A 19,539-nucleotide genomic window follows, 5' to 3' on the forward strand; every position below is an offset into this window, starting at 1 on the left:
GGGTCTGGTACGGTTCACTGCACGATGACAGATCATTGTTGCGAAAGGACTTTTTCGACAGATACAAAAAAGGCCACTCTTTCGAGTAGCCTTTCTTGATGTTTGGTTGCGGGAGCCGGATTTGAACCGACGACCTTCGGGTTATGAGCCCGACGAGCTACCAGACTGCTCCATCCCGCGTCTGTGTGGCGGCATTCTACAGAGGAACGCCGGGGTGTCAACGGTTAACTTTGAATTAGGTCAAATAAGCGTGAATTAGCGTCCGATGGTGACGAGTGACAGGTAAGCATCGGAATCAGAACGATTTCTGCTTTATCGCCAGTGCGCGGCCAAGTGCCGAATCAGACAAAATAGACGCGCACAAAAAAGGCCACTCTTTCGAGTAGCCTTTCTTGATGTTTGGTTGCGGGAGCCGGATTTGAACCGACGACCTTCGGGTTATGAGCCCGACGAGCTACCAGACTGCTCCATCCCGCGTCTGTGTGTCGGCATTCTACAGCGCAGCGCGAGTGTGTCAACCTTCAATGTGAAGAAAAACGCTTGTTGTTCAATCGCTTAGCCTTGGAAAGGGGTGGGTGAAAGCGCTACAAGGCAGGCATGGCAAGGGCTGCAGCTCTATTGGGAGGGTTCGTTCGATTGAGAAAACAAATTCATCGCGCCTTTTCCTACACGTAATAAAGAAGATTCAGAGTACTGGTGCTATATACAGGTGTCAGTGAGATACTGCCGGCCCGGCTCGTTAACGCCGTATTTATTTGCCATGAACACCGCTTTTATATGACTCAACGCAAAATCATCCACGTCGACTGTGACTGTTTCTACGCCGCCATCGAGATGCGTGACGACCCGCGCCTGGCCGGCAAGCCTCTGGCGGTGGGCGGTTCGGCGGACCGGCGCGGCGTGATTGCGACCTGTAACTACGAAGCGCGGGCCTATGGCGTGCGGTCGGCGATGTCGTCGGGGCATGCCTTGAAGCTGTGCCCGGACTTGACCATCGTCAAGCCGCGAATGGACGCCTATAGAGAAGCATCGAAGGAAATTCACACGATCTTCACCGATTACACCGACCTGATCGAACCGCTTTCCCTCGACGAGGCTTACCTCGACGTGTCCGACAGCGCGCATTTCGGCGGCAGCGCCACGCGCATTGCTCAGGACATCCGTCGTCGCGTCTCCAATCAACTGCACATCACCGTGTCTGCTGGCGTGGCGCCGAACAAGTTTCTGGCGAAGATCGCCAGTGACTGGAAAAAGCCCAACGGTTTGTTCGTGATTACGCCGGATCAGGTCGAGGATTTCGTCAGCGGATTGCCAGTGAGCAAACTGCACGGCGTAGGCAAGGTCACCGCCGACAAGCTCGGCCGGCTCGGCATCGTCGATTGCGCGCATTTGCGCGAGTGGAACAAATTGGCGCTGGTGCGCGAATTCGGCAGTTTCGGTGAGCGACTTTGGAGCCTGGCGCGTGGGATAGATGAGCGGCTGGTGCATAACGACAACCGTCGGCAGTCCATCAGCGTCGAAAATACCTACGATGTCGATCTGCCGGATCTGCGCAGTTGTCTGGATAAACTCCCTGAATTGCTCGAAACCCTGTCCGGACGCATGGCGCGGATCGACAGCAGCTATCGGCCGGGCAAACCGTTCGTCAAAGTGAAATTCCATGACTTCACGCAAACCACGCTGGAACAGGCCGGGGCAGGGCGGGATCTGGGCAGTTATCAGTTGTTATTGACCCAGGCGTTCAATCGCGGCGGTAAACCGGTGCGGTTGTTAGGGGTCGGGGTGCGGTTGGAGGATTTGCGCGGAGGGTTTGAGCAGATGGAGTTGTTTGAGCGGTAGCGACAGGTTTTGATGCGGTGAATGTGAGGACGCTTTCGCGGGCGAGCCTCGTTCCTACAGAAAAACACGATACCCGTAGGAGCGAGGCTTGCCCGCGAAGCTTTTGCCATTAATTCGGATTCGGATCCGCCACCAGTCGCCCGGCATCCTTGGTCAATGACTTGAGGAATTCGGTCTGCAGCTCCGGATCGTTGCGCGTCAGCTCGATCAGGCTTTGCTCCAGCTCACTGGCTTCTTCTTCCAGACCCAATTCCGACAGACGTTTGACCCGGTGTACCCACTGGCTCACTTCGTCGTCTTCAAGATCGTCGTAAATCAAGCCATGCGCTTCGAGCAGTTTGCCGCGCAACCCGCTGCTGACCGCCAGGGACGAGTCAGTGTGCACGTCGTCCTGGGCGTCGGCGACGGTAATCAGCAGCCGGCTCAGATGGTTGATGTCATGTTCAGCGAACGGGCTGTCCAACAGGTTCAGGCGCAACACGCCGTTCTTGTCGGTGTTCAGTTCGAAGGTTTCCTTGCCAGCCTTGACCTGTACCGGGCGTTCGCTCCACGGCAGGCTCGAATATTCGGTGCGCTTGTCCAGCTGAACTTCGTCGATGCCGGCGAGGTTTTGCTGGGCGCGGCCGTGAGACTGCACGTTCATGAACGGGTTGATCCCGGCGAAACCGTAGCTCAGCCAATCCTTGGTCACGCTGTCCGGCAGGTTGCCGAGGGCGAACACGTTGACCACGTTCGCGCCAACACCGGCCACCACCGCGACCATCCCCAGCGGGATCTCGTAGACCTCCCGCCAAGGTTGGTAAGGTGTATAGCGGTCGTAATGCCGCGTGACCTCGAACTCGGTGACTTCGAAGGATTTCTGCTCGTGGATTTTCACTCGTCGTTGCGGCAGCTCAAGCACCTTGGGCTCACCGACATCGATCTGCAGGCTGTGATCGAGCAATTTGCGCTCGACACGTTCCTCGTGCTCGCTGCGTTGCGACATTTGATTGGCACAACCGCTGACCAGCAGGGTGCCGCACAGGGCGGCACCACCGAGGCCTAAGGTGTTTCGCTTGAACATGACTTCTCTATCTGGTGTCAGCGGCGGATACGCGCCTGGAGGAAGGACAGCACGTCAGCGACCGGCAGCGCTTGCGCTTCGGCCTCGGTGCGGCTCTTGTATTCCAGGTTGCCTTCGGCGAGGCCGCGGTCACTGACCACGATCCGGTGCGGAATGCCGATCAGCTCCATGTCCGCGAACTTGATGCCCGGGCTGGTTTTCTTGTCACGATCGTCCAGCAGCACTTCGAAACCGGCCGCGGTCAATTGCGCGTACAGCGTGTCGGTGGCTTCGCGAACCTGTTCGTTGTCGTAGCGCAGTGGCACCAAAGCGATCTGGAATGGCGCGAGGGTGTCGCTCCAGATAATCCCTTTGTCGTCGCTGTTCTGCTCGATGGCCGCAGCCACCACGCGCGAAACGCCGATGCCGTAGCAACCCATTTCCAGGGTCACCGGCTTGCCGTTCTCGCCCAGCACTTCGCACTTCATCGCTTTGCTGTACTTGTTGCCCAGCTGGAAGATGTGCCCGACTTCGATGCCGCGCTTGATTTCGAGGGTGCCTTTGCCGTCCGGGCTCGGGTCGCCAGCGACAACGTTACGCAGGTCGGCCACGGTTGGAACCGGCAGATCGCGCTCCCAGTTCACGCCGAAGTAGTGCTTGTCGTCGATGTTGGCGCCAATGCCAAAGTCGCTCATCAGTTCAACCGAGCGGTCGATGATGATTGGCAGCGGCAGGTTCAACGGACCGAGGGAACCGGCACCGGCGCCAATCGCGTCGCGCAGTTCACTCTCGGACGCCATCACCAGCGGGCTGGCAACGCCTGGCTGCTGGGAGGCCTTGATTTCGTTCAGCTCATGGTCGCCACGGATGATCAGGGCAATCAGCTTGCCCGCTTCTTCGGCGTGAACCACGAGGGTCTTGATGGTTTTTTCGATCGGCAGACCGAAACCTTCGACCAGTTGCGCAATGGTCTTGGCGTTCGGTGTGTCGACCAGACGCAGCTCTTCGGCAGGCGCGGCGCGGGACGTTTCGCGCGGTACGGCTTCGGCCTTCTCGATGTTCGCCGCGTACTCGGAACCGTTGCTGAAGACGATATCGTCTTCGCCGGATTCAGCCAGTACGTGGAACTCGTGGGAGCCGGCACCGCCGATCGAGCCGTTGTCAGCTTCGACAGGACGGAACTTCAGGCCCAGGCGCGTGAAGATATTGCAGTAGGCCTGGTGCATCCGATCGTAAGTGACCTGCAACGATGGCTGGTCGGCGTGGAAGGAGTAGGCGTCCTTCATGATGAATTCGCGGCCGCGCATCAAACCGAACCGTGGACGGATTTCGTCACGGAATTTGGTCTGGATCTGGAACACGTTGATTGGCAGCTGTTTGTAGCTGCTCAACTCGTTGCGCATCAGGTCGGTGATCACTTCTTCGTGGGTCGGGCCGGCGCAGAAATCGCGACCGTGACGATCCTTGAAGCGCAGCAGCTCAGGACCGTACTCTTCCCAGCGACCGGATTCCTGCCACAGTTCAGCCGGCTGAGTGCTCGGCATCAACACTTCGAGCGAGCCGGCGGCGTTCATTTCTTCACGAACGACGGCTTCGACCTTGCGCATGACTCGCAAGCCCATCGGCAGCCAGGTGTACAGGCCCGAGGCGAGTTTGCGGATCATGCCGGCGCGCAGCATCAGCTGGTGGCTGATCACGACCGCGTCGGAAGGCGTTTCTTTCTGTGTGGCGAGCAAAAATTGACTGGTGCGCATGGTTGGCCGTTGTCGGTTGCTGATGACGAGAAATGACGGAGCATTGTACGGGCGAGATCTGCTGACGTACAGAAGTGCGGCCGGCGGTGTGGCTCGATGGCGCGATTCCTCGCGCCATCGAAGAACTTTCCTACGGCTGATCCGCGACCGGCGTTTGTGCCGGTTCAGGTGTCGGCTTTGGGCCGGCCCGGCGGCTCTCCTGGAACCAGTGCAGGGCGATCAGCAGCAGCGTCGGCACGCCAAGCAGCGCGGTGATCAGGAAGAAGTTGTGATAGCCGAATTTCTCCACCATGACCCCGGAATAGCCGCCGATCAGGCGCGGCAACAAGAGCATGATCGAGCTGAGCAGGGCGTATTGAGTGGCGGAGAACTTTAGATTGGTCAGGCTCGACAGGTACGCGACGAACGCTGAAGTCGCCAGGCCCGAGCTGAAGTTGTCGAGGGAAATGGTCAGGATCAGCATGTTCAGGTCCGGACCCATGTCCGCCAGCATCAGGAACAGCAGGTTGGTGCCCGCCGACGTGATGCCGCCGATCAACAGGATCGGCAGAATGCCGAATCGCACGATCAGCAAACCGCCCATGCCGGCGCCGACCAGCGTCATGATCAGACCGAAGATTTTGCTGACGCTGGCAATCTGGTCCTTGGTGAAACCCTGGTCGATGTAAAAGACGTTGGCCATCACGCCCATCACCGTGTCGGACATCCGATACGTCGCGATCAGCCCGAGCAGCAGGAAGGCCTGCCAGCGGTAACGCAGAATGAAGTCGTTGATCGGCGTCAGCACCGGCGCCAGACCGCGGCGGCCCATGGCTGACAGGCACATGGCGGTCAGCGTGATATAGAGGATCGCGCGCAGGAACGCGCGGTCTTCGAGCAGCAGGTCGAGCAGGCTGTCGTTGCCGAACAGCACGCTGGCGAAATCAGTGTTGTAGAGCTGGGTGAACATGGCCGGCACCGACACCAGCAGCACGATCAGGACAAACACCGACGCCAGTTGATGGACAAAACTGTAGCGCCCGGCCTGCAATTGAGTGCGCAGCGGCACCGGCGGTTCGCGCATGAACAGCGTGGTCAGCAGCGCAGGAATCATCAGCGCGCCGAACAGCACATAAGTGCCGGCCCACGCCGAGTGCTGATAGTTGAAACCGGTGGAGCCAAAACCCTCGGCGAAGAACAGCGCACCAGCGGTCGCCAGCAACGCAGCAATGCGATAACCGGACATGTAGCTGGCAGCTAGGGCGGCCTGGCGGCTGTCGTCGGCGATTTCCAGACGGTAGGCATCGACCGCGATGTCTTGCGTGGCGGAGGCGAATGCGACGACCACGGCAATCGCGATCAGCCATGACAAGTGCTTCTGCGGATCGCAGAAACCCATGCCGATCAGGCCGAGGATCACCAATGATTGCGAAAGCACCAGCCACGAGCGGCGGCGGCCGAGTTTGCCGAGTAACGGCAGGCGCCATTGATCGAGCAGCGGCGACCACACCCATTTAAAGGCGTAGGCCAAACCGATGAGGCTTGCATAACCGATGGTTTCGCGAGCAACACCGGCTTCACGCAACCAGACTGACAACGTCGAAAACACCAGCATGTAGGGCAGGCCGGCGGCGAAACCAAGCAACAACAGCACAAGTGTTGAAGGGCTGGCATAGGCGGCGAGCGCGGCGCGCCAGGTTTTACGGGGCATGGGCTGGAGTCTGCCTCAAGATTACGGAAACAAAGCGCGCACTCTAACCGCTGTGCTCTACCGGGCGCCAGCCATGACGCTGAATATCAACACGATTGTTCAGGACACTGACGCCTTCGGTGCGCAAACGCGCGCGTTGTTCATCGCCCGAAGCGCTGCCCACCGGCAAGCTGATTCGCCCACCGGCACCGAGCACGCGATGCCATGGCAGCGTGGTGTCACTGGGCAATTGGCTCAAGGTGCGCCCGACCCAGCGCGCGGCGCGGCCGAGCCCGGCCAGTTGGGCCAATTGCCCATAACTGACGACTTTGCCTTCGGGCACTTGGGCCAAGGTCAAATAGAGTGCCGTGCGTCGGATTTGCGCCGGGCTTTCGGGTTCGCTGGTTACGTCGTTCACGTCCGCAATACCTGGGGGAAATTGGTTTCTGTCGCCGGCAGATTAGATCCTGAAGTGACAATTGAGAAATGAACTCAATTGAAATAGTCGGGTCTGTCCTTGCTAGCGCGTTATTCCCAGGGATAATGCCGACTTTTTTTCGCAAACCAGAGCCTTCGATCCGCTTATGTTGTCCAGAACCTTGTTGTGCCTCGCTGTCTTCAGTGCTTCCACGCCTTTGCTCGCCGACACCGTATGGTTGAAAAACGGTGACAAGTTAAGCGGCAAGATCACTGTGTTCGATGGCGGCAAACTGCTGATCCAGACCGCGTACGCCGGCGCTATCCCGATTGACTGGAAACAGGTCAAAACCCTGGAGAGCGATCAGGAGCTGCTGGTCAAACAAGACGCTTACAACGGCGAGAAGGCCAAATCGCTGCACGCGGCCGAGGATGGCAAAGTCACCCTGGCCAACGGCGAAGCGCCGAAAACCGTCGAGTTGACGAGTATCCAGCAGATTCTCAAGCCTAAACCGGTGGTCGAAGATCTGGTGTGGAAGGGCAACGTCGACATGGCCCTGGATTATCAGCGCGCCGAGAAGGACACCGATGATTACGACGTCGGCTTCAAGACATCCGCGCGTCATGGTCGCTGGCGGCACATTGCCGAAGGCGAGTACAACCGCGAATTTCAGGACGACGTGGTCACCACCGATAACTGGCGCGCCGAATACTCCCTCGACCGCTTCCTGACGGATCACTGGTACTGGCAGGGTCGCTTGAACTACAAACGCGACAAGGTCGAAGAGCTGTCTCGTCAGCGCGTCGTCGGTACCGGTCCGGGTTATCAATTCTGGGACAACGAACTGGGCGCGTTCTCGCTGGGTTCGCTGCTCAACCGTACCGATTACGAATACAGCGATGGCGGCAAGGACAACTTCTATTCGGTCGCGATGAAGTGGGATTACAACCGTTACCTGATTGGCAAGAAAGTCGAGTTCTTCACCAATGGCGAACTGGGCAAGCCGCTTTCCGGCGTGGCCGATTACTCGCTGGATGCCGAATTGGGCTTGCGCTACAAGGTCACCGAGTGGGCTTCGCTTAACCTCAAAGCCGAGCGCGATGTCATCAGCGGCACCAGTGACGCGGATTTGAACAAGACGCGCTACACCGCAGGGTTTGGCGTGGCTTGGTAAACAGCTGACAGAATCAAAAAAATCGCAGCCACTGAGGCTGCGATTTTTTTTGATTTTTTTTAGGGGAGCAACCGCGGCTTACGTGCATTCACCCTGACGCACGCCGGCCTCGTAGCGGCATTCGCCATTCGGCGTGCCGTCCTGCTTCCACATACGCATCACGCCTTGCTCGCGGCCCTCGACGTAATCGACCGATGAGCTCATCTGGCCGTTTTCGAACCAGGTGATGGCCGGGCCCTGCAGTTTGCCGTCCTTGTAGATGCGGTGGTCCTTCAACTGGCCGTTCTGATACCACTCCTTGAAATCGCCCTGTTCGCGATGCTTTTCGTCCCATTGCCACTGCACGGTTTGCACGCCTTGCGCATTCCACGTGGCGTAGCTGCGTTGTACCTGTTTCTCGAAATAGTTTTTTTCTTCGACTTTGCCGTCGGCGTAGTAGCTGATGACCCAGCCGTCCGGGCTGCTGTCGACGTTGTTGCGCGTGCTGCGCACCGCGCCGTCTTCGAAGTAGGACGTGCTGGCGCCCTGTGACAGGCCTGCGACGAAAGTGCTGCTGTCCTTGAGTTTGCCGTTGGGGTAATAGCTCAGGGCCGGGCCGTCCGGAACGTCGTTGCGATAACTGATTCGGCCAATCACTGCGCCGTTTTCGTCATGTTCCAGGTATTCGCCGTCGACGCGTTTGCCCTGATGCCAGTTATAGGCTTCTGCCTCTTTGCCGTTGTCGTGATAAGTGGTTTCCCAGCCTTCCAGTTGACCGTCCAGGTAATGAGAGCGCTTGGTGAGCGCGCCGCTGTCGGAATAGCTGAGCACTTCACCTTGCGGGTTGCCCTGCAAGTCGTAGTTCAGGGTCTGGCCGATTTTTCCGTTTGAGTAATAGGTTTTTGATTCGAGCACCGGTTTGCCCGAGACAAAGTCCTCGGCGTCGACGAAATAGTCGCGGCGTACGGCGCGGTTTTCCACGTAATGGATCTTCGCGTGCCAGGCTTTGCGCTTTTTATCGTAGGTCAGTGGCATCGGCAGGTAGAACGTCGCCTGACCTTTGCTGGTCGGCGCGTATTCCTCGTCCAGATACAACTTGCCGTCCACCAGCGATGTGGTCAGTTGCGTGCATTCTTCCGGCGTGCAGGCGCGGACTTTCTCGAAAAATGCGCGTTTGCCTTCGCATTCCGAGAGCGTTATCAGCAACGGGGTTTCATCGTCGATCAGTTGCTGCACTTCGTCGATCAGTCGGCCGAACGATTCGTTGGGCACACCCACCGATTCCGGCGTGAGGTAAACCTCGTTGCTGCCGCAAGCGTGTTCGGTCGACAGCTGCAGTAATACCGCCGCGCGCAGCTGTAACTGCGAGGCGCCTTGTGCGTCAGGGCCTTTGGCGAGATAGGTTGCGTGGGTGTTCATGCCGACGATGATGGTCGGGTGGTCGGGGCGGGGATCGGCGTGAATCGAGAAGGGCAATGAGAGGGCGATCAGTGCTGCGCCCAGGGTTTTCCATTGGTTGAACGGCATCCTGCTGCTTCCATGTGATTTTCCAGGTGGCGAATCATATAGAAGGAGGGCGCTCTGGCATAAGGCAAAAATACTCGCCCACAAAAAAGCCCCGCTTTTAAGGGCGGGGCTTTTTACTAAAGCAAGTACAAGTTAGATAACTTGAACTTCTTCAGCTTGCATGCCTTTCTGACCGCGGGTAGCGATGAAAGAAACCTGTTGGCCTTCTTTCAGGCTTTTGAAGCCGTCGGATTGGATAGCTTTGAAGTGAACGAACAGGTCGTCACCGGATTGTGGAGTGATGAAGCCGAAGCCTTTTTCATCGTTGAACCACTTAACGGTACCGGTTTGGCGATTAGACATGGTGTAACTCCTTGAACAAAGATAACTGCGACGCAGGAAGAACCCTGGCCGAGACTGAGTGCAAAGAGCAGGAAAAATTCTTGTAGATGGTTGGATCGAAATTCAACATATCGTGTAGAGATTCTCAGTGACACAAGCAGCACAGTGGCGCCACCTTAACCCTTTTTGCAGAACGTGCCAATGCTTCTTGCGAATGTTTCTCTGATTTCGTGACTGACGGTGCATCGGATCGACGCCAAGGCCCGGCAATCACGGGGGATCGCCGAGAATTATTTCTCGCACTTTGAACCCGGAGCGTGCGCCTAGTAAGATGCCGGACAGAATTTTTCCACCTCGCTATTCAGGACACCCCGCCATGAGCATCAAATCGGACAAGTGGATTCGCCGCATGGCGCAAGAGCACGGCATGATCGAACCGTTCGTCGAGCGCCAGATGCGCGGTGAAGGTGCCGAGCGGCTGATCTCCTATGGCGTCTCGAGCTATGGCTACGATGTACGCTGCGCCGGTGAATTCAAGGTGTTCACCAACATCAACTCGGCCATCGTCGACCCTAAGAACTTCGACGAGAAGAGCTTCGTTGATGTCACCAGCGACGTCTGCATCATCCCGCCGAACTCCTTTGCACTGGCGCGCACCGTGGAATTCTTCCGCATCCCGCGCAACGTGCTGACCATCTGCCTGGGTAAAAGCACCTACGCGCGTTGCGGCATTATCGTCAACGTGACGCCGCTTGAGCCTGAATGGGAAGGTCACGTCACCCTGGAATTCTCCAACACCACGACCCTGCCGGCGAAAATCTACGCCAATGAAGGCGTGGCGCAGATGCTGTTTTTCGAATCCGACGAAGAGTGCGAAGTGTCCTACAAGGACCGTGGCGGCAAGTATCAGGGCCAGCGCGGCGTCACATTGCCACGCACCTGAGTCGTCCATCTGACAGGTTCGGGGAATTCTTTGGCGGCTAAACACTCTATTGGGTGTACTGCCCGGTTTGCTTACAGCGGACCGGGCCACTGCTCAGGAGTGCTCCATGAAGATCGATCCGCAAATAAGCGCCGAACTGGCCAGGCTCGAGCCCAATCAAGTCGGTGTCCTGGCCTGGTCCTTGTTGGCGCATCCGCCAATGCTGGCAGGGGGCATCCCCGGCCAACCCGACCCAGACACCCCTAACGAAGAGCCCACCGAACCCGGTGTGCCAACCCTGCCAGATGAGCCACCTCCGGCGCCTGTCGCCTGATATCGCTGATATTGATCCCGCGCTCGTCGCATGACGCGGGATTGATAACGCCTTACCCCTATTCGATAACGCGTTACCCGTAGGAGCAAAGCTTGCTCGCGATGGCGGTGCATCGGTCAACGAATATTTGCCTGATTAAACGCCATCGCGAGCAAGCTTTGCTCCCACAATTCAAACTGGCCAAATCTCGCCATCGCCGATGACGAACACCCGACAGCTCTCATCCCGATCCACCTGATACCCGCCGGTAAACGCGCCGAACGCAGGCATCAGGCTGATCTGCTCGCCCAATCTGAAACACGCCAGACGCAAACTTTGCCGACCCTTGCCATGCAACCGATAAACCGGGTGCACGTGGCCCGCCAGTACGTGGCGGCTCGGGTGCGGATCCGGTTCGTGCTGCAACGCAAACGGCCCCAGCAGCAGCGGTTCCGGGACCACGCGGATATTCAGCGAGTCCGGCGGATAGCCCGCACGTTTGTCGTGATTGCCGCGAATCAGCGTCATCGGCAGCTCTTTATGGCGCTCGCGCCAAGTCGCCAAGGCGTTCAAGGTCTCGGTCGCGTGCGAACCCGGCCCATGCAGAAAGTCGCCAAGAAATATCAACTGACGGCAGGGCAGGGCCGCCAGCAAGCCATCCAGCACCGCGATGTTTTGCGAGGTGGTGCCGCGCGGCACCGGTTGCCCGAGGCTGCGATACGCCGCAGCCTTGCCGAAATGCACGTCGGCGATCAGCAAAGCCTGTTGCGCCGGCCAATAAATCGCTTTCTCGGGCAACAACCACAGCTCTTCGCCAGCCAGGCGCACGGGAAAAGGCGCGCCCATCAGTTTTTCCCGGTTTCAGCGGTTTTTTCCAGATCACCGACCATTCGGCGGATGCGATCAGCGAGTTTTTCCGAGCTCATGCTCTCGCGCATTCTTTCCACCAACAGCGGAAAGCCCAGTGGCGTAGGACGTTTGATCTGATGCAAGTCGAATCTCAAACTATTGATGTGGGCCAACGTTTCCTCCAGTCGCCGAATATCCAATTCTTCCCGTAGGACTTCTTCCCCAGCCTGGGCCAACAACAGGTTGTCGGCGTCGTACTGTTTGAACACCTCGAAAAACAAACCGCTCGATGCCTGCACCTGCCGCGTACTTTTCGGCGCGCCGGGGTAACCGGCGAACACCAGCCCGGCAATCCGGGCGATCTCGCGAAAGCGTCGCAGTGCCAGTTCCCCGGCATTCAGGCTGGCGAGCACGTCGGCGAGCAGATTGTCGGCGCTGAGCAATGCCGGATCCAGGTGTTCGGACCAATCGACATAGGTGGCGCTGAGCAATTCGAGCCCGTAATCGTTGACCGCAATCGAGAACGTCACCGCTTGGCGTTGACTGATCCGCCACGCCAACAGGCTCGCCAGGCCCAAATGCACTTGGCGCCCGGCGAACGGATACAGGAACAAATGCCAGCCTTCGCGCGACTTCAGCGCTTCGGCCAACAAGCTGTTTTCAGTCGGCAGGCCGGACCAGCGTTGCTGCACTTCCAGCAGCGGGCGCAGCGCTTTCATTTCCGGGCCGACAAATGTGCCCTCGGCGGCGCTGCTGAAACGTGCGACCACCGCCCGCGCCAATTCGTTGGAAAGCGGCATGCGCCCGCCATTCCAACGCGGCACCGCGGCGCGTTTGACCGTGCTGCGGCGTACATACGCGGTCATGTTTTCGACGCGAATCAGTTCCAGCAATCGCCCGGCAAACAGGAATCCATCGCCAGGCTTGAGGCGGGCGATAAACCCTTCCTCGACACTGCCCAGCGTTTTGCCGCCACCGCCCTTGCTCCAGAACTTCAGCTGGATGCTCGCGTCGCTGACAATCGTGCCAATGCTCATGCGATGCCGTCGCGCCAGTCGCGCATCGGGTACGCGCCACACGCCGTGTTCGTCCGGTTCGACCCGGCGATAATCCGGATACGCCGTCAGAGAAAGTCCGCCGTGACGTACGAAAGCCAGCGCCCACGCCCAATCCGCCAGGGTCAGATCGCGATAAGCCCAGGCGCCGCAGACTTCTTCGTACAACTCTTCAGGAATAAAGCCACCGCCGAGCGCCATGCTGACCAGATGCTGCACCAGCACATCCAGCGGTTTGTGCGGCGATTGGCGCGGTTCGATGCGCCGTTGCGCCACGGCGTCTTGCGCGGCGGCAGCTTCGACCAGTTCGAGGCTATGGGTCGGCACCAACGTCACGCGTGACACCCGCCCCGGCGCGTGACCGGAGCGACCGGCACGCTGCATCAGCCGCGCCACGCCTTTCGCCGAGCCGATCTGCAGCACGCGTTCGACCGGCAAAAAGTCCACGCCCAAGTCGAGGCTGGAGGTGCAGACCACCGCTTTCAGTTGACCGTCCTTGAGCGCGCGCTCCACCCAATCGCGGGTGTCGCGCGACAGTGAACTGTGATGCAAGGCAATCAGCCCGGCCCAGTCCGGGCGCGCTTCCAGCAAGGCCTGATACCAGATCTCCGATTGCGCGCGGGTGTTGGTGAACACCAGCGTGCTGGGGCTGGAATCGAGTTCGGCGACCACTTGCGGCAACATCTTCAAACCGATGTGCCCGGCCCACGGAAAACGTTCGATGGCGGGAGGCAGCAGGGTGTCGACGCGTAGGTCTTTGCCGTTTTCGCCCTGCACGCTGACGCCGTTGTCTTGTGGGATTAATACCTGCTGCGCGTGGTCCTGATTACCCAACGTCGCGGAAACGCCCCAGACGATCAACTCCGGATGCCAGTGGCGCAACCGCGCGAGGGCCAGTTGCAACTGCACGCCGCGTTTGTTGCCGATCAATTCGTGCCATTCATCCACCACCACCATGCGCAACGTCGACAACGCCGTTTGCGCATCGGCGCGGGCGAGCATCAGGGTCAGGCTTTCCGGGGTGGTGATCAGCGTTGTCGGCAAGCGCCGGCTCTGGCGTGCACGTTCGCTGCTGCTGGTGTCGCCGGTGCGCAGGCCAACGCTCCAGCCAATCTGCAAATCCTGCAACGGCGCTTCGAGCGCGCGCGCGGTGTCGGCGGCCAAGGCGCGCATCGGCGTGATCCACAGCACGGTGATCGGCTCGGCGGGCGGTTTGCGCTTTTTCGGTTTCTCAACGGGCGTGACGGTAGAAGCAAAGCGATTGAGCGCGCCGAACCACACCGCGTAGGTTTTACCGGCGCCGGTGCTGGCGTGCAGCATCCCGGATTCGCCGTTTTTGACTGCCGTCCACAGCTGTTTCTGAAAGGCGAATGGCTTCCAGCCGCGAGCGGTGAACCATTTTTTTGCGTAGTCGGGGGAGTTGCCCATGCCGGCCGTGTGCGCTCTGAAAGTCTTCTTTCAGTGACCACGGCGGCGGGCGAAAGGTTTAAAGATGATGTACTGACATTGATGACCACACACGGACCTGTAGGAGCAGAGCTTGCTCGCGAAGGCGTCGTATCAGTCAACATAATCGTTGGCTGATAGGACGCCTTCGCAAGCAAGCTTCGCTCCTACAGGGTGAGCGGTGTTGTTGGGTGGCGGTTATTTGAGATTACCGCTGAGAAACTGCTTCAGCCGCTCGCTCTTCGGGTTGCCCAGCACCTCTTCCGGCGCGCCTTCTTCTTCCACCAGACCCTGATGCAGGAACAACACTTGGCTCGACACTTTGCGCGCGAAGCTCATTTCGTGGGTGACCATGATCATCGTCCGGCCCTCTTCGGCCAGCCCCTGAATCACCCGCAGCACTTCGCCTACCAGTTCCGGGTCGAGCGCCGAGGTCGGTTCATCGAACAGCATCACCTCCGGCTCCATCGCCAGTGCGCGGGCAATCGCTACCCGTTGCTGCTGGCCGCCGGAGAGGAACGCCGGGTATTGATCGGCCACTCGCGCGGCCAAACCGACTTTGTCCAGATAACGCCGCGCGCGGTCCTCGGCTTCTTCTTTGCTGCAACCGAGCACGCGGCGCGGCGCCATGGTGATGTTTTCCAGCACCGTCATGTGGCTCCACAAGTTGAAATGCTGGAACACCATGGCCAGCCGCGTGCGGATCCGTTGCAGTTCATCAGGGTCGGCGACGTGCATGCCGTGGCGGTCCTTGACCATGCGCACGTCTTTGCCGTCGAGGCTCATTGCGCCGTCGTTGGGTTGCTCAAGGAAATTGATGCAACGCAGGAACGTGCTTTTGCCCGAGCCGCTGGCGCCGATCAGGCTGATCACGTCGCCGGTGTTGGCCTTGAGCGAAACACCTTTGAGCACATGATGGTCGCCGTAACTCTTATGCAGGCCTTCGATGGTCAGTTTGTACATGGGGCATGCATCCTCAAGGCGAAAGTAGGTAGCCGCTGCGATAGGCTTCGGTGCCCGCGACGTGGGCGATCACCATGCCGGCAGTGGCCATGCGCCGCAGCGAGCGGGCGTACATCAACCCGGCGGCGGTGCAGTGGATTGGGGTGACGCGATCGAGGATCGGGTCGATGACTTCGGCGATCAGTTGCCCTGCTTGCAGGTATTGCCCCGGTTGCGCGCAGAACACCAGCAAACCGCCGACCGGCGTGGCCACCGGTTCGACGCCGGCCAGCGGCGTGGCGGGATAAGGCAGATCGGGCAGAGGCGCCGCTTCGCCAGCGATGGCGCCGACGTGGATCAGATAGTCGAGCAACGCCTGGCAATCGACGCTGGCCAACGGGTGATTGACGTCACCCTGACCGCGCAATTCGACGGTGACCGAAAAACTCCCCAGCGGAATATTGAAGTGCTCGCCGAAGCGTTCCTGCAACTGCCACCAAAGCAAGGTAAAACACTCATCAAACGACTGACCGCCGGAATCGGTGGCGAGCAGGCTGGCCTCGGCGCCGATGTAGCGCGCCAGCGGCTCGACCTGCGGCCAGGCCTCGGGCGTGGTGTAAAGGTGCGCGACGGCTTCGAAATCGCAATGCAGGTCGAGCACGATGTCGGCGTCGCAGGCCAGCCGTTGCAGGGTCAGGCGCTGGGATTGCAACTGCGTGCTGGCGGTCTGGCGGGCGAGGGCGTTGCGCAGGCTGCTGCGGATCAATTGGAGATTGTGCTGCGGATCGTCGCCGAGCTGGCCTTCGATATCGTTGCCGACTTCTTCGCTCAAATCGACGAACCAGCGGTTGAAATTCTGCCCGCTCTCCAGCTCGTAACGGCCCAGCGGCACGTCCATCAGCACTTGTTCGAGGCCGACCGGGTTGGCAATCGGCACCAGGACAATTTCGCTGCGCAAACGCCCGGCCGCTTCCAGCTCGGCCAGGCGTTGCTTGAGGTGCCACGCGACGAGCATGCCGGGCAATTCGTCGGCGTGCAGGGACGCCTGGATGTAGATCTTGCCTGTGGCCGACGCGGGGCCGAAATGAAAACTGTGGATGTGTCGCGCAGTCCCCGGCAGCGGGGCCAGCAAGTCATGGATCTGGTGGCGCATCGTGCGTTTCCTGAAACAGTAAAAGGCCTAGTGGGTCGGCCCGAGGAAGGCTAGCCAGCGGCGTTCGGCAAGTCGAAACAGGCCAACCAGCGCAAAGGTTATGGTCAGGTAGATCAACGCGGCGATGCCGAACGACTGAAACGTCAGGAACGTCGCCGAGTTGGCGTCCCGCGCCACTTTCAGAATGTCCGGGATGGTCGCGGTGAATGCCACGGTGGTCGAGTGCAGCATCAGGATCACTTCGTTGCTGTAATACGGCAACGAGCGACGCAGGGCGGACGGCATGATCACGTAGGCATAGAGCTTCCAGCCGGTCAGACCGTAGGCCTTGGCCGCTTCGACTTCACCGTGCGCCATGCTGCGAATCGCCCCGGCGAAAATCTCCGTGGTGTAGGCGCAAGTGTTCAGGGCGAAAGCGAGGATGGTGCAGTTCATCGCATCCCGAAAGAACGCGTCGAGCACCGGTTGTTCCCGGATCGCCGCGAGGCTGTAGATGCCGGTGTAGCAAATCAGCAACTGGATATACAACGGCGTGCCACGGAACAGGTAGGTGTAAAACTGCACCGGCCAGCGAATGTAGAAGTGCGGCGACACCCGCGCAATCGACAGTGGGATCGACACCACAAAACCAATGCAGATCGAGGCGCTGAGCAGCCACATGGTCATCGCCAGACCGGTGATGTTGTAGCCGTCGGTATAAAGGAAGGGTTTCCAGTATTCCTGCAAGAGTTCGATCATCGTACGGCCTCCCGGGAGCCGGCGGCGTAGCGGCGTTCGAGCCAGCGCAGGACGAAGTTGGAAATGCTGGTGATCACCAGATAAATCAGCGCGGCGAGCACCAGAAAGTAAAACAGTTGATAGGTGCTTTTACCGGCGTCCTGCGCAGCCTTGACCAGATCGGCAAGGCCGATGATCGACACCAGCGCGGTGGCCTTGAGCATCACCATCCAGTTATTGCCGATGCCCGGCAGGGCGAAACGCATCATCTGCGGGAACACCACCAGCCGAAAGCGCTGCCCGCGTTTGAGGCCATACGCGGTGGCGGCCTCAACCTGGCCGCGCGGCACCGCGAGAATGGCGCCACGGAAGGTTTCGGTGAAATACGCGCCGTAAATGAAGCCCAGGGTGATGACCCCGGCGCTGAACGGATTGATTTCGATGTATTCCCATTCCATCAAATCGGTGAACGACGTCAGCCAGGTTTGCAGGCTGTAGAAAATCAGCAGCATCAGCACCAGGTCCGGCACCCCGCGAATCAGCGTGGTGTAGAGCTGCGCCGGCACGCGCACCAGTTTGAGTTTTGACAGTTTGGCACTGGCGCCCAGCAAGCCGAGGAGCACGGCGACTAAGAGCGACAACACCGATAATTTGATGGTCATCCAGGTGCCTTGCATCAGCAACGGACCGAAGCCCTGAAGGCTGAAGGCAGAGAGCCCCAGATTTTGTAAGAGGTTTTCGAACATAAATCAGCAACCTGATCGAGTAAAAAAAGCGCCCATCGTGAGATGGGCGCCGGGCATTATTTGCCGCTGTACAGATTCAGATCGCCAAAGTGTTTCTTCTGAATGGTGGCGTAGGTGCCATCGTCGTGTAACGCTTTGATACCTTTATCCAAAAGTGCCTTGAGGTCTTTGTTACCTTTAGAGATACCGATAGCTGTTTTGGCTGGCAGCAATTCGCTGTCGACCGGCTTGCTGATCTCGTAGCCTTCACCTTTTGGCGACTTCAGGAAGCCCAGTTCGGCTTGCAACATGTCCTGAATGGCGGCATCGAGGCGACCCGACGTCAGGTCCGAATACACCTGATCCTGGTTCTGGTAGGCCTGGGTTTTCACCCCGGCCTTGTCCAGCACGGCTTTGGCGTAGGCTTCCTGAATGGTGCCTTGCTCGTAACCGACGGTCTTGCCCTTCAGCGAAGCGACGTCTTCGCTCAGGCCGGAACCCTTCTTGAACACGTAAGCGGTTGGGCCGGAGAACAGTTCGTTGGAGAAGTCGATGACTTTTTCGCGAGCCGGGGTGACGGTCATCGAAGAGATCACGCCGTCGAATTTATTGGCCTTGAGGCCCGGAATCATGCCGTCGAAATCGCTTTCGACCCATTTGCACTTGACCTTCAGCTCGGCGCAGATCGCGTTGCCCAGGTCGATATCGAAGCCTACCAGGCTGCCATCGGCCGCTTTCGACTCGAACGGTGCGTAGGAAGGGTCAACGCCAAAACGCAGCTCTTTATATTCCTTGGCCAGCGCGGAGCCGGCAGCCATGCACAACGCCAGTGCAGAAAGGGTCAGCAATGCTTTTTTCATTATTCAATCCCTAAAAACCAATATGAGCGCTTGTGGCGCAGAATTATTGTTACTGGAAAGCGTAAGACCTAATGAAAGTAGCAATTTCCGAACCAGAGTCCCGAACAAGCGTTTTAAAAGGTGATTCAACAAATGCCTGAACAGGATTTGTGCACGCAAATGGGCGTGCGGAAATTGCTGCACCAATATAGTTCAGATCCGGGGAAAGGCTGGATGAGGGTTGTTTTGGGAAAGCGCGGAGTCAGTTGGTATTTGCTTTGACTGACCCTGCGCCATCGCGAGCAGGCTCACTCCTACAAGGTTCGCGCAGAACAGAATATCCGTGAACACCACCAATCCCGTGTGGGAGCGAGCTTGCTCGCGATGGCGGTGGGTCGGCGGAATCTCTTTCAACTGACACGCCGTCATCGCGAGCAAGCTCGCTCCCACATTTGATCCGGTTCCGTATATGGTTTCTATCAACACCGCTGAACCCCTGTGGGAGCGAGCCTGCTCGCGATAGCGGTGGGTCAGCGGAATCTCTTTCAACTGACACGCCGTCATCGCGAGCAAGCTCGCTCCCACATTTGATCCGGTTCCGTACACGGTTTCTATGAACACCGCTGAACCCCTGTGGGAGTGAGCCTGCTCGCGATAGCGGTGGGTCAGCGAAATCTCTTTCAACTGACACGCCGTCATCGCGAGCAGGCTCACTCCCACATTTGATTCGGTTCCGTACACGGCTTCTGTGGACACCGCTGAACCCCTGTGGGAGCGAGCTTGCTCGCGATAGCGGTGGTTCAGCGAAATCTCTTTGACTGACACTCCGCTTTCGCGGGCAAGCCTCGCTCCTAC

18 protein-coding genes and 2 tRNA genes are annotated in these 19,539 nt (G+C 58.9%); 4 read left to right on the plus strand and 16 right to left on the minus strand.

Features of this window, described 5'->3' with window-relative positions; genetic code table 11:
* Positions 1–103: 103 nt before the first annotated feature.
* A tRNA-Met gene (locus tag FBY12_RS09815) sits at positions 104–180 on the minus strand.
* Positions 181–400: 220 nt separating this feature from the next.
* A tRNA-Met gene (locus FBY12_RS09820) sits at positions 401–477 on the minus strand.
* Positions 478–777: 300 nt separating this feature from the next.
* Here FBY12_RS09820 and dinB point away from each other — a divergent pair.
* Entirely contained in the window at positions 778–1,839 is a 1,062-nt protein-coding gene (dinB, locus tag FBY12_RS09825; RefSeq protein WP_145252744.1) for a DNA polymerase IV, read from the plus strand.
* A gap of 109 nt (positions 1,840–1,948) precedes the next feature.
* Here dinB and FBY12_RS09830 read toward each other — a convergent pair whose 3' ends face one another.
* The 4 genes from FBY12_RS09830 to FBY12_RS09845 all read right to left on the minus strand — a co-directional run bounded on the left by FBY12_RS09830 (position 1,949) and on the right by FBY12_RS09845 (position 6,722).
* Positions 1,949–2,902 (minus strand): hypothetical protein, encoded by a 954-nt coding sequence (locus tag FBY12_RS09830; RefSeq protein ID WP_092272253.1) that lies wholly within the window; start codon positions 2,900–2,902, stop codon positions 1,949–1,951.
* Between the two features lie 17 nt (positions 2,903–2,919).
* Positions 2,920–4,635, minus strand: a complete 1,716-nt coding sequence (locus FBY12_RS09835; RefSeq protein ID WP_145252745.1) for a proline--tRNA ligase — start codon at positions 4,633–4,635, stop codon at positions 2,920–2,922.
* Positions 4,636–4,765: 130 nt separating this feature from the next.
* Positions 4,766–6,325 (minus strand): AmpG family muropeptide MFS transporter, encoded by a 1,560-nt coding sequence (locus tag FBY12_RS09840; protein WP_121731056.1) that lies wholly within the window; start codon positions 6,323–6,325, stop codon positions 4,766–4,768.
* A 43-nt stretch (positions 6,326–6,368) separates the two neighbouring features.
* Complete coding sequence (locus FBY12_RS09845) at positions 6,369–6,722, minus strand: MGMT family protein (RefSeq protein WP_121731055.1); 354 nt, start codon at positions 6,720–6,722, stop codon at positions 6,369–6,371.
* 166 nt (positions 6,723–6,888) lie between these two features.
* Between FBY12_RS09845 and FBY12_RS09850 the strand changes: the two genes are divergently transcribed.
* Positions 6,889–7,896, plus strand: a complete 1,008-nt coding sequence (locus tag FBY12_RS09850; protein WP_145252746.1) for a DUF481 domain-containing protein — start codon at positions 6,889–6,891, stop codon at positions 7,894–7,896.
* Between the two features lie 78 nt (positions 7,897–7,974).
* On the opposite strand, the gene FBY12_RS09855 is transcribed toward FBY12_RS09850, so the two are convergent.
* Both FBY12_RS09855 and FBY12_RS09860 read right to left on the minus strand, forming a co-directional pair.
* On the minus strand, positions 7,975–9,402 hold the full coding sequence (locus FBY12_RS09855; protein WP_145252747.1) for a toxin-antitoxin system YwqK family antitoxin: 1,428 nt from the start codon (positions 9,400–9,402) through the stop codon (positions 7,975–7,977).
* Between the two features lie 132 nt (positions 9,403–9,534).
* Positions 9,535–9,744, minus strand: coding sequence for a cold-shock protein (locus FBY12_RS09860; RefSeq protein ID WP_002554837.1), 210 nt, complete (start codon positions 9,742–9,744; stop codon positions 9,535–9,537).
* 355 nt (positions 9,745–10,099) lie between these two features.
* On the opposite strand from FBY12_RS09860, the gene dcd reads away from it, so the two are divergent.
* Both dcd and FBY12_RS09870 read left to right on the plus strand, forming a co-directional pair.
* Positions 10,100–10,666: a dCTP deaminase gene (gene dcd / locus FBY12_RS09865; protein ID WP_054047011.1), complete on the plus strand. Its 567-nt coding sequence runs from the start codon at positions 10,100–10,102 to the stop codon at positions 10,664–10,666.
* Between the two features lie 106 nt (positions 10,667–10,772).
* The gene (locus FBY12_RS09870) at positions 10,773–10,979 is read left to right on the plus strand and encodes a hypothetical protein (protein ID WP_121731052.1); all 207 of its coding nucleotides are present in this window, start codon (positions 10,773–10,775) and stop codon (positions 10,977–10,979) included.
* Between the two features lie 171 nt (positions 10,980–11,150).
* On the opposite strand, the gene pdeM is transcribed toward FBY12_RS09870, so the two are convergent.
* The 8 genes from pdeM to FBY12_RS27650 all read right to left on the minus strand — a co-directional run bounded on the left by pdeM (position 11,151) and on the right by FBY12_RS27650 (position 19,440).
* Positions 11,151–11,804, minus strand: coding sequence for a ligase-associated DNA damage response endonuclease PdeM (pdeM, locus tag FBY12_RS09875; RefSeq protein ID WP_145252748.1), 654 nt, complete (start codon positions 11,802–11,804; stop codon positions 11,151–11,153).
* Complete coding sequence (locus tag FBY12_RS09880; protein ID WP_145252749.1) at positions 11,804–14,290, minus strand: ligase-associated DNA damage response DEXH box helicase; 2,487 nt, start codon at positions 14,288–14,290, stop codon at positions 11,804–11,806. Before FBY12_RS09880 ends, pdeM begins: the two co-directional genes overlap by 1 nt.
* Positions 14,291–14,506: 216 nt before the next feature.
* On the minus strand, positions 14,507–15,271 hold the full coding sequence (locus FBY12_RS09885) for an ABC transporter ATP-binding protein (RefSeq protein ID WP_121731049.1): 765 nt from the start codon (positions 15,269–15,271) through the stop codon (positions 14,507–14,509).
* Positions 15,272–15,284: 13 nt separating this feature from the next.
* Positions 15,285–16,403, minus strand: coding sequence for a succinylglutamate desuccinylase/aspartoacylase family protein (locus FBY12_RS09890; RefSeq protein ID WP_145252750.1), 1,119 nt, complete (start codon positions 16,401–16,403; stop codon positions 15,285–15,287).
* Between the two features lie 27 nt (positions 16,404–16,430).
* Positions 16,431–17,141 carry an ABC transporter permease gene (locus FBY12_RS09895; protein ID WP_101207623.1) on the minus strand — a complete coding sequence of 237 codons (711 nt, stop codon included), beginning with the start codon at positions 17,139–17,141 and terminating at the stop codon, positions 16,431–16,433.
* On the minus strand, positions 17,138–17,866 hold the full coding sequence (locus FBY12_RS09900; RefSeq protein WP_145252751.1) for an ABC transporter permease: 729 nt from the start codon (positions 17,864–17,866) through the stop codon (positions 17,138–17,140). Before FBY12_RS09900 ends, FBY12_RS09895 begins: the two co-directional genes overlap by 4 nt.
* A gap of 56 nt (positions 17,867–17,922) precedes the next feature.
* Positions 17,923–18,705, minus strand: a complete 783-nt coding sequence (locus FBY12_RS09905) for a transporter substrate-binding domain-containing protein (protein WP_092272210.1) — start codon at positions 18,703–18,705, stop codon at positions 17,923–17,925.
* Between the two features lie 192 nt (positions 18,706–18,897).
* Entirely contained in the window at positions 18,898–19,440 is a 543-nt protein-coding gene (locus FBY12_RS27650) for a hypothetical protein (protein ID WP_178111743.1), read from the minus strand.
* Positions 19,441–19,539: the final 99 nt, after the last annotated feature.

Source organism: Pseudomonas sp. SJZ131, assembly GCF_007828705.1.
Classification (GTDB): domain Bacteria; phylum Pseudomonadota; class Gammaproteobacteria; order Pseudomonadales; family Pseudomonadaceae; genus Aquipseudomonas; species Aquipseudomonas prosekii.

Coding starts and splice junctions, on each gene's coding strand:
- dinB (WP_145252744.1), top strand. CDS start 778: ATGACTCAACGCAAAATCATCCACGTCGACTGTGACTGTTTCTACGCC.
- FBY12_RS09830 (WP_092272253.1), bottom strand. CDS start 2,902: ATGTTCAAGCGAAACACCTTAGGCCTCGGTGGTGCCGCCCTGTGCGGC.
- FBY12_RS09835 (WP_145252745.1), bottom strand. CDS start 4,635: ATGCGCACCAGTCAATTTTTGCTCGCCACACAGAAAGAAACGCCTTCC.
- FBY12_RS09840 (WP_121731056.1), bottom strand. CDS start 6,325: ATGCCCCGTAAAACCTGGCGCGCCGCGCTCGCCGCCTATGCCAGCCCT.
- FBY12_RS09850 (WP_145252746.1), top strand. CDS start 6,889: ATGTTGTCCAGAACCTTGTTGTGCCTCGCTGTCTTCAGTGCTTCCACG.
- FBY12_RS09855 (WP_145252747.1), bottom strand. CDS start 9,402: ATGCCGTTCAACCAATGGAAAACCCTGGGCGCAGCACTGATCGCCCTC.
- FBY12_RS09860 (WP_002554837.1), bottom strand. CDS start 9,744: ATGTCTAATCGCCAAACCGGTACCGTTAAGTGGTTCAACGATGAAAAA.
- dcd (WP_054047011.1), top strand. CDS start 10,100: ATGAGCATCAAATCGGACAAGTGGATTCGCCGCATGGCGCAAGAGCAC.
- FBY12_RS09870 (WP_121731052.1), top strand. CDS start 10,773: ATGAAGATCGATCCGCAAATAAGCGCCGAACTGGCCAGGCTCGAGCCC.
- pdeM (WP_145252748.1), bottom strand. CDS start 11,804: ATGGGCGCGCCTTTTCCCGTGCGCCTGGCTGGCGAAGAGCTGTGGTTG.
- FBY12_RS09880 (WP_145252749.1), bottom strand. CDS start 14,290: ATGGGCAACTCCCCCGACTACGCAAAAAAATGGTTCACCGCTCGCGGC.
- FBY12_RS09885 (WP_121731049.1), bottom strand. CDS start 15,271: ATGTACAAACTGACCATCGAAGGCCTGCATAAGAGTTACGGCGACCAT.
- FBY12_RS09890 (WP_145252750.1), bottom strand. CDS start 16,403: ATGCGCCACCAGATCCATGACTTGCTGGCCCCGCTGCCGGGGACTGCG.
- FBY12_RS09895 (WP_101207623.1), bottom strand. CDS start 17,141: ATGATCGAACTCTTGCAGGAATACTGGAAACCCTTCCTTTATACCGAC.
- FBY12_RS09900 (WP_145252751.1), bottom strand. CDS start 17,866: ATGTTCGAAAACCTCTTACAAAATCTGGGGCTCTCTGCCTTCAGCCTT.
- FBY12_RS09905 (WP_092272210.1), bottom strand. CDS start 18,705: ATGAAAAAAGCATTGCTGACCCTTTCTGCACTGGCGTTGTGCATGGCT.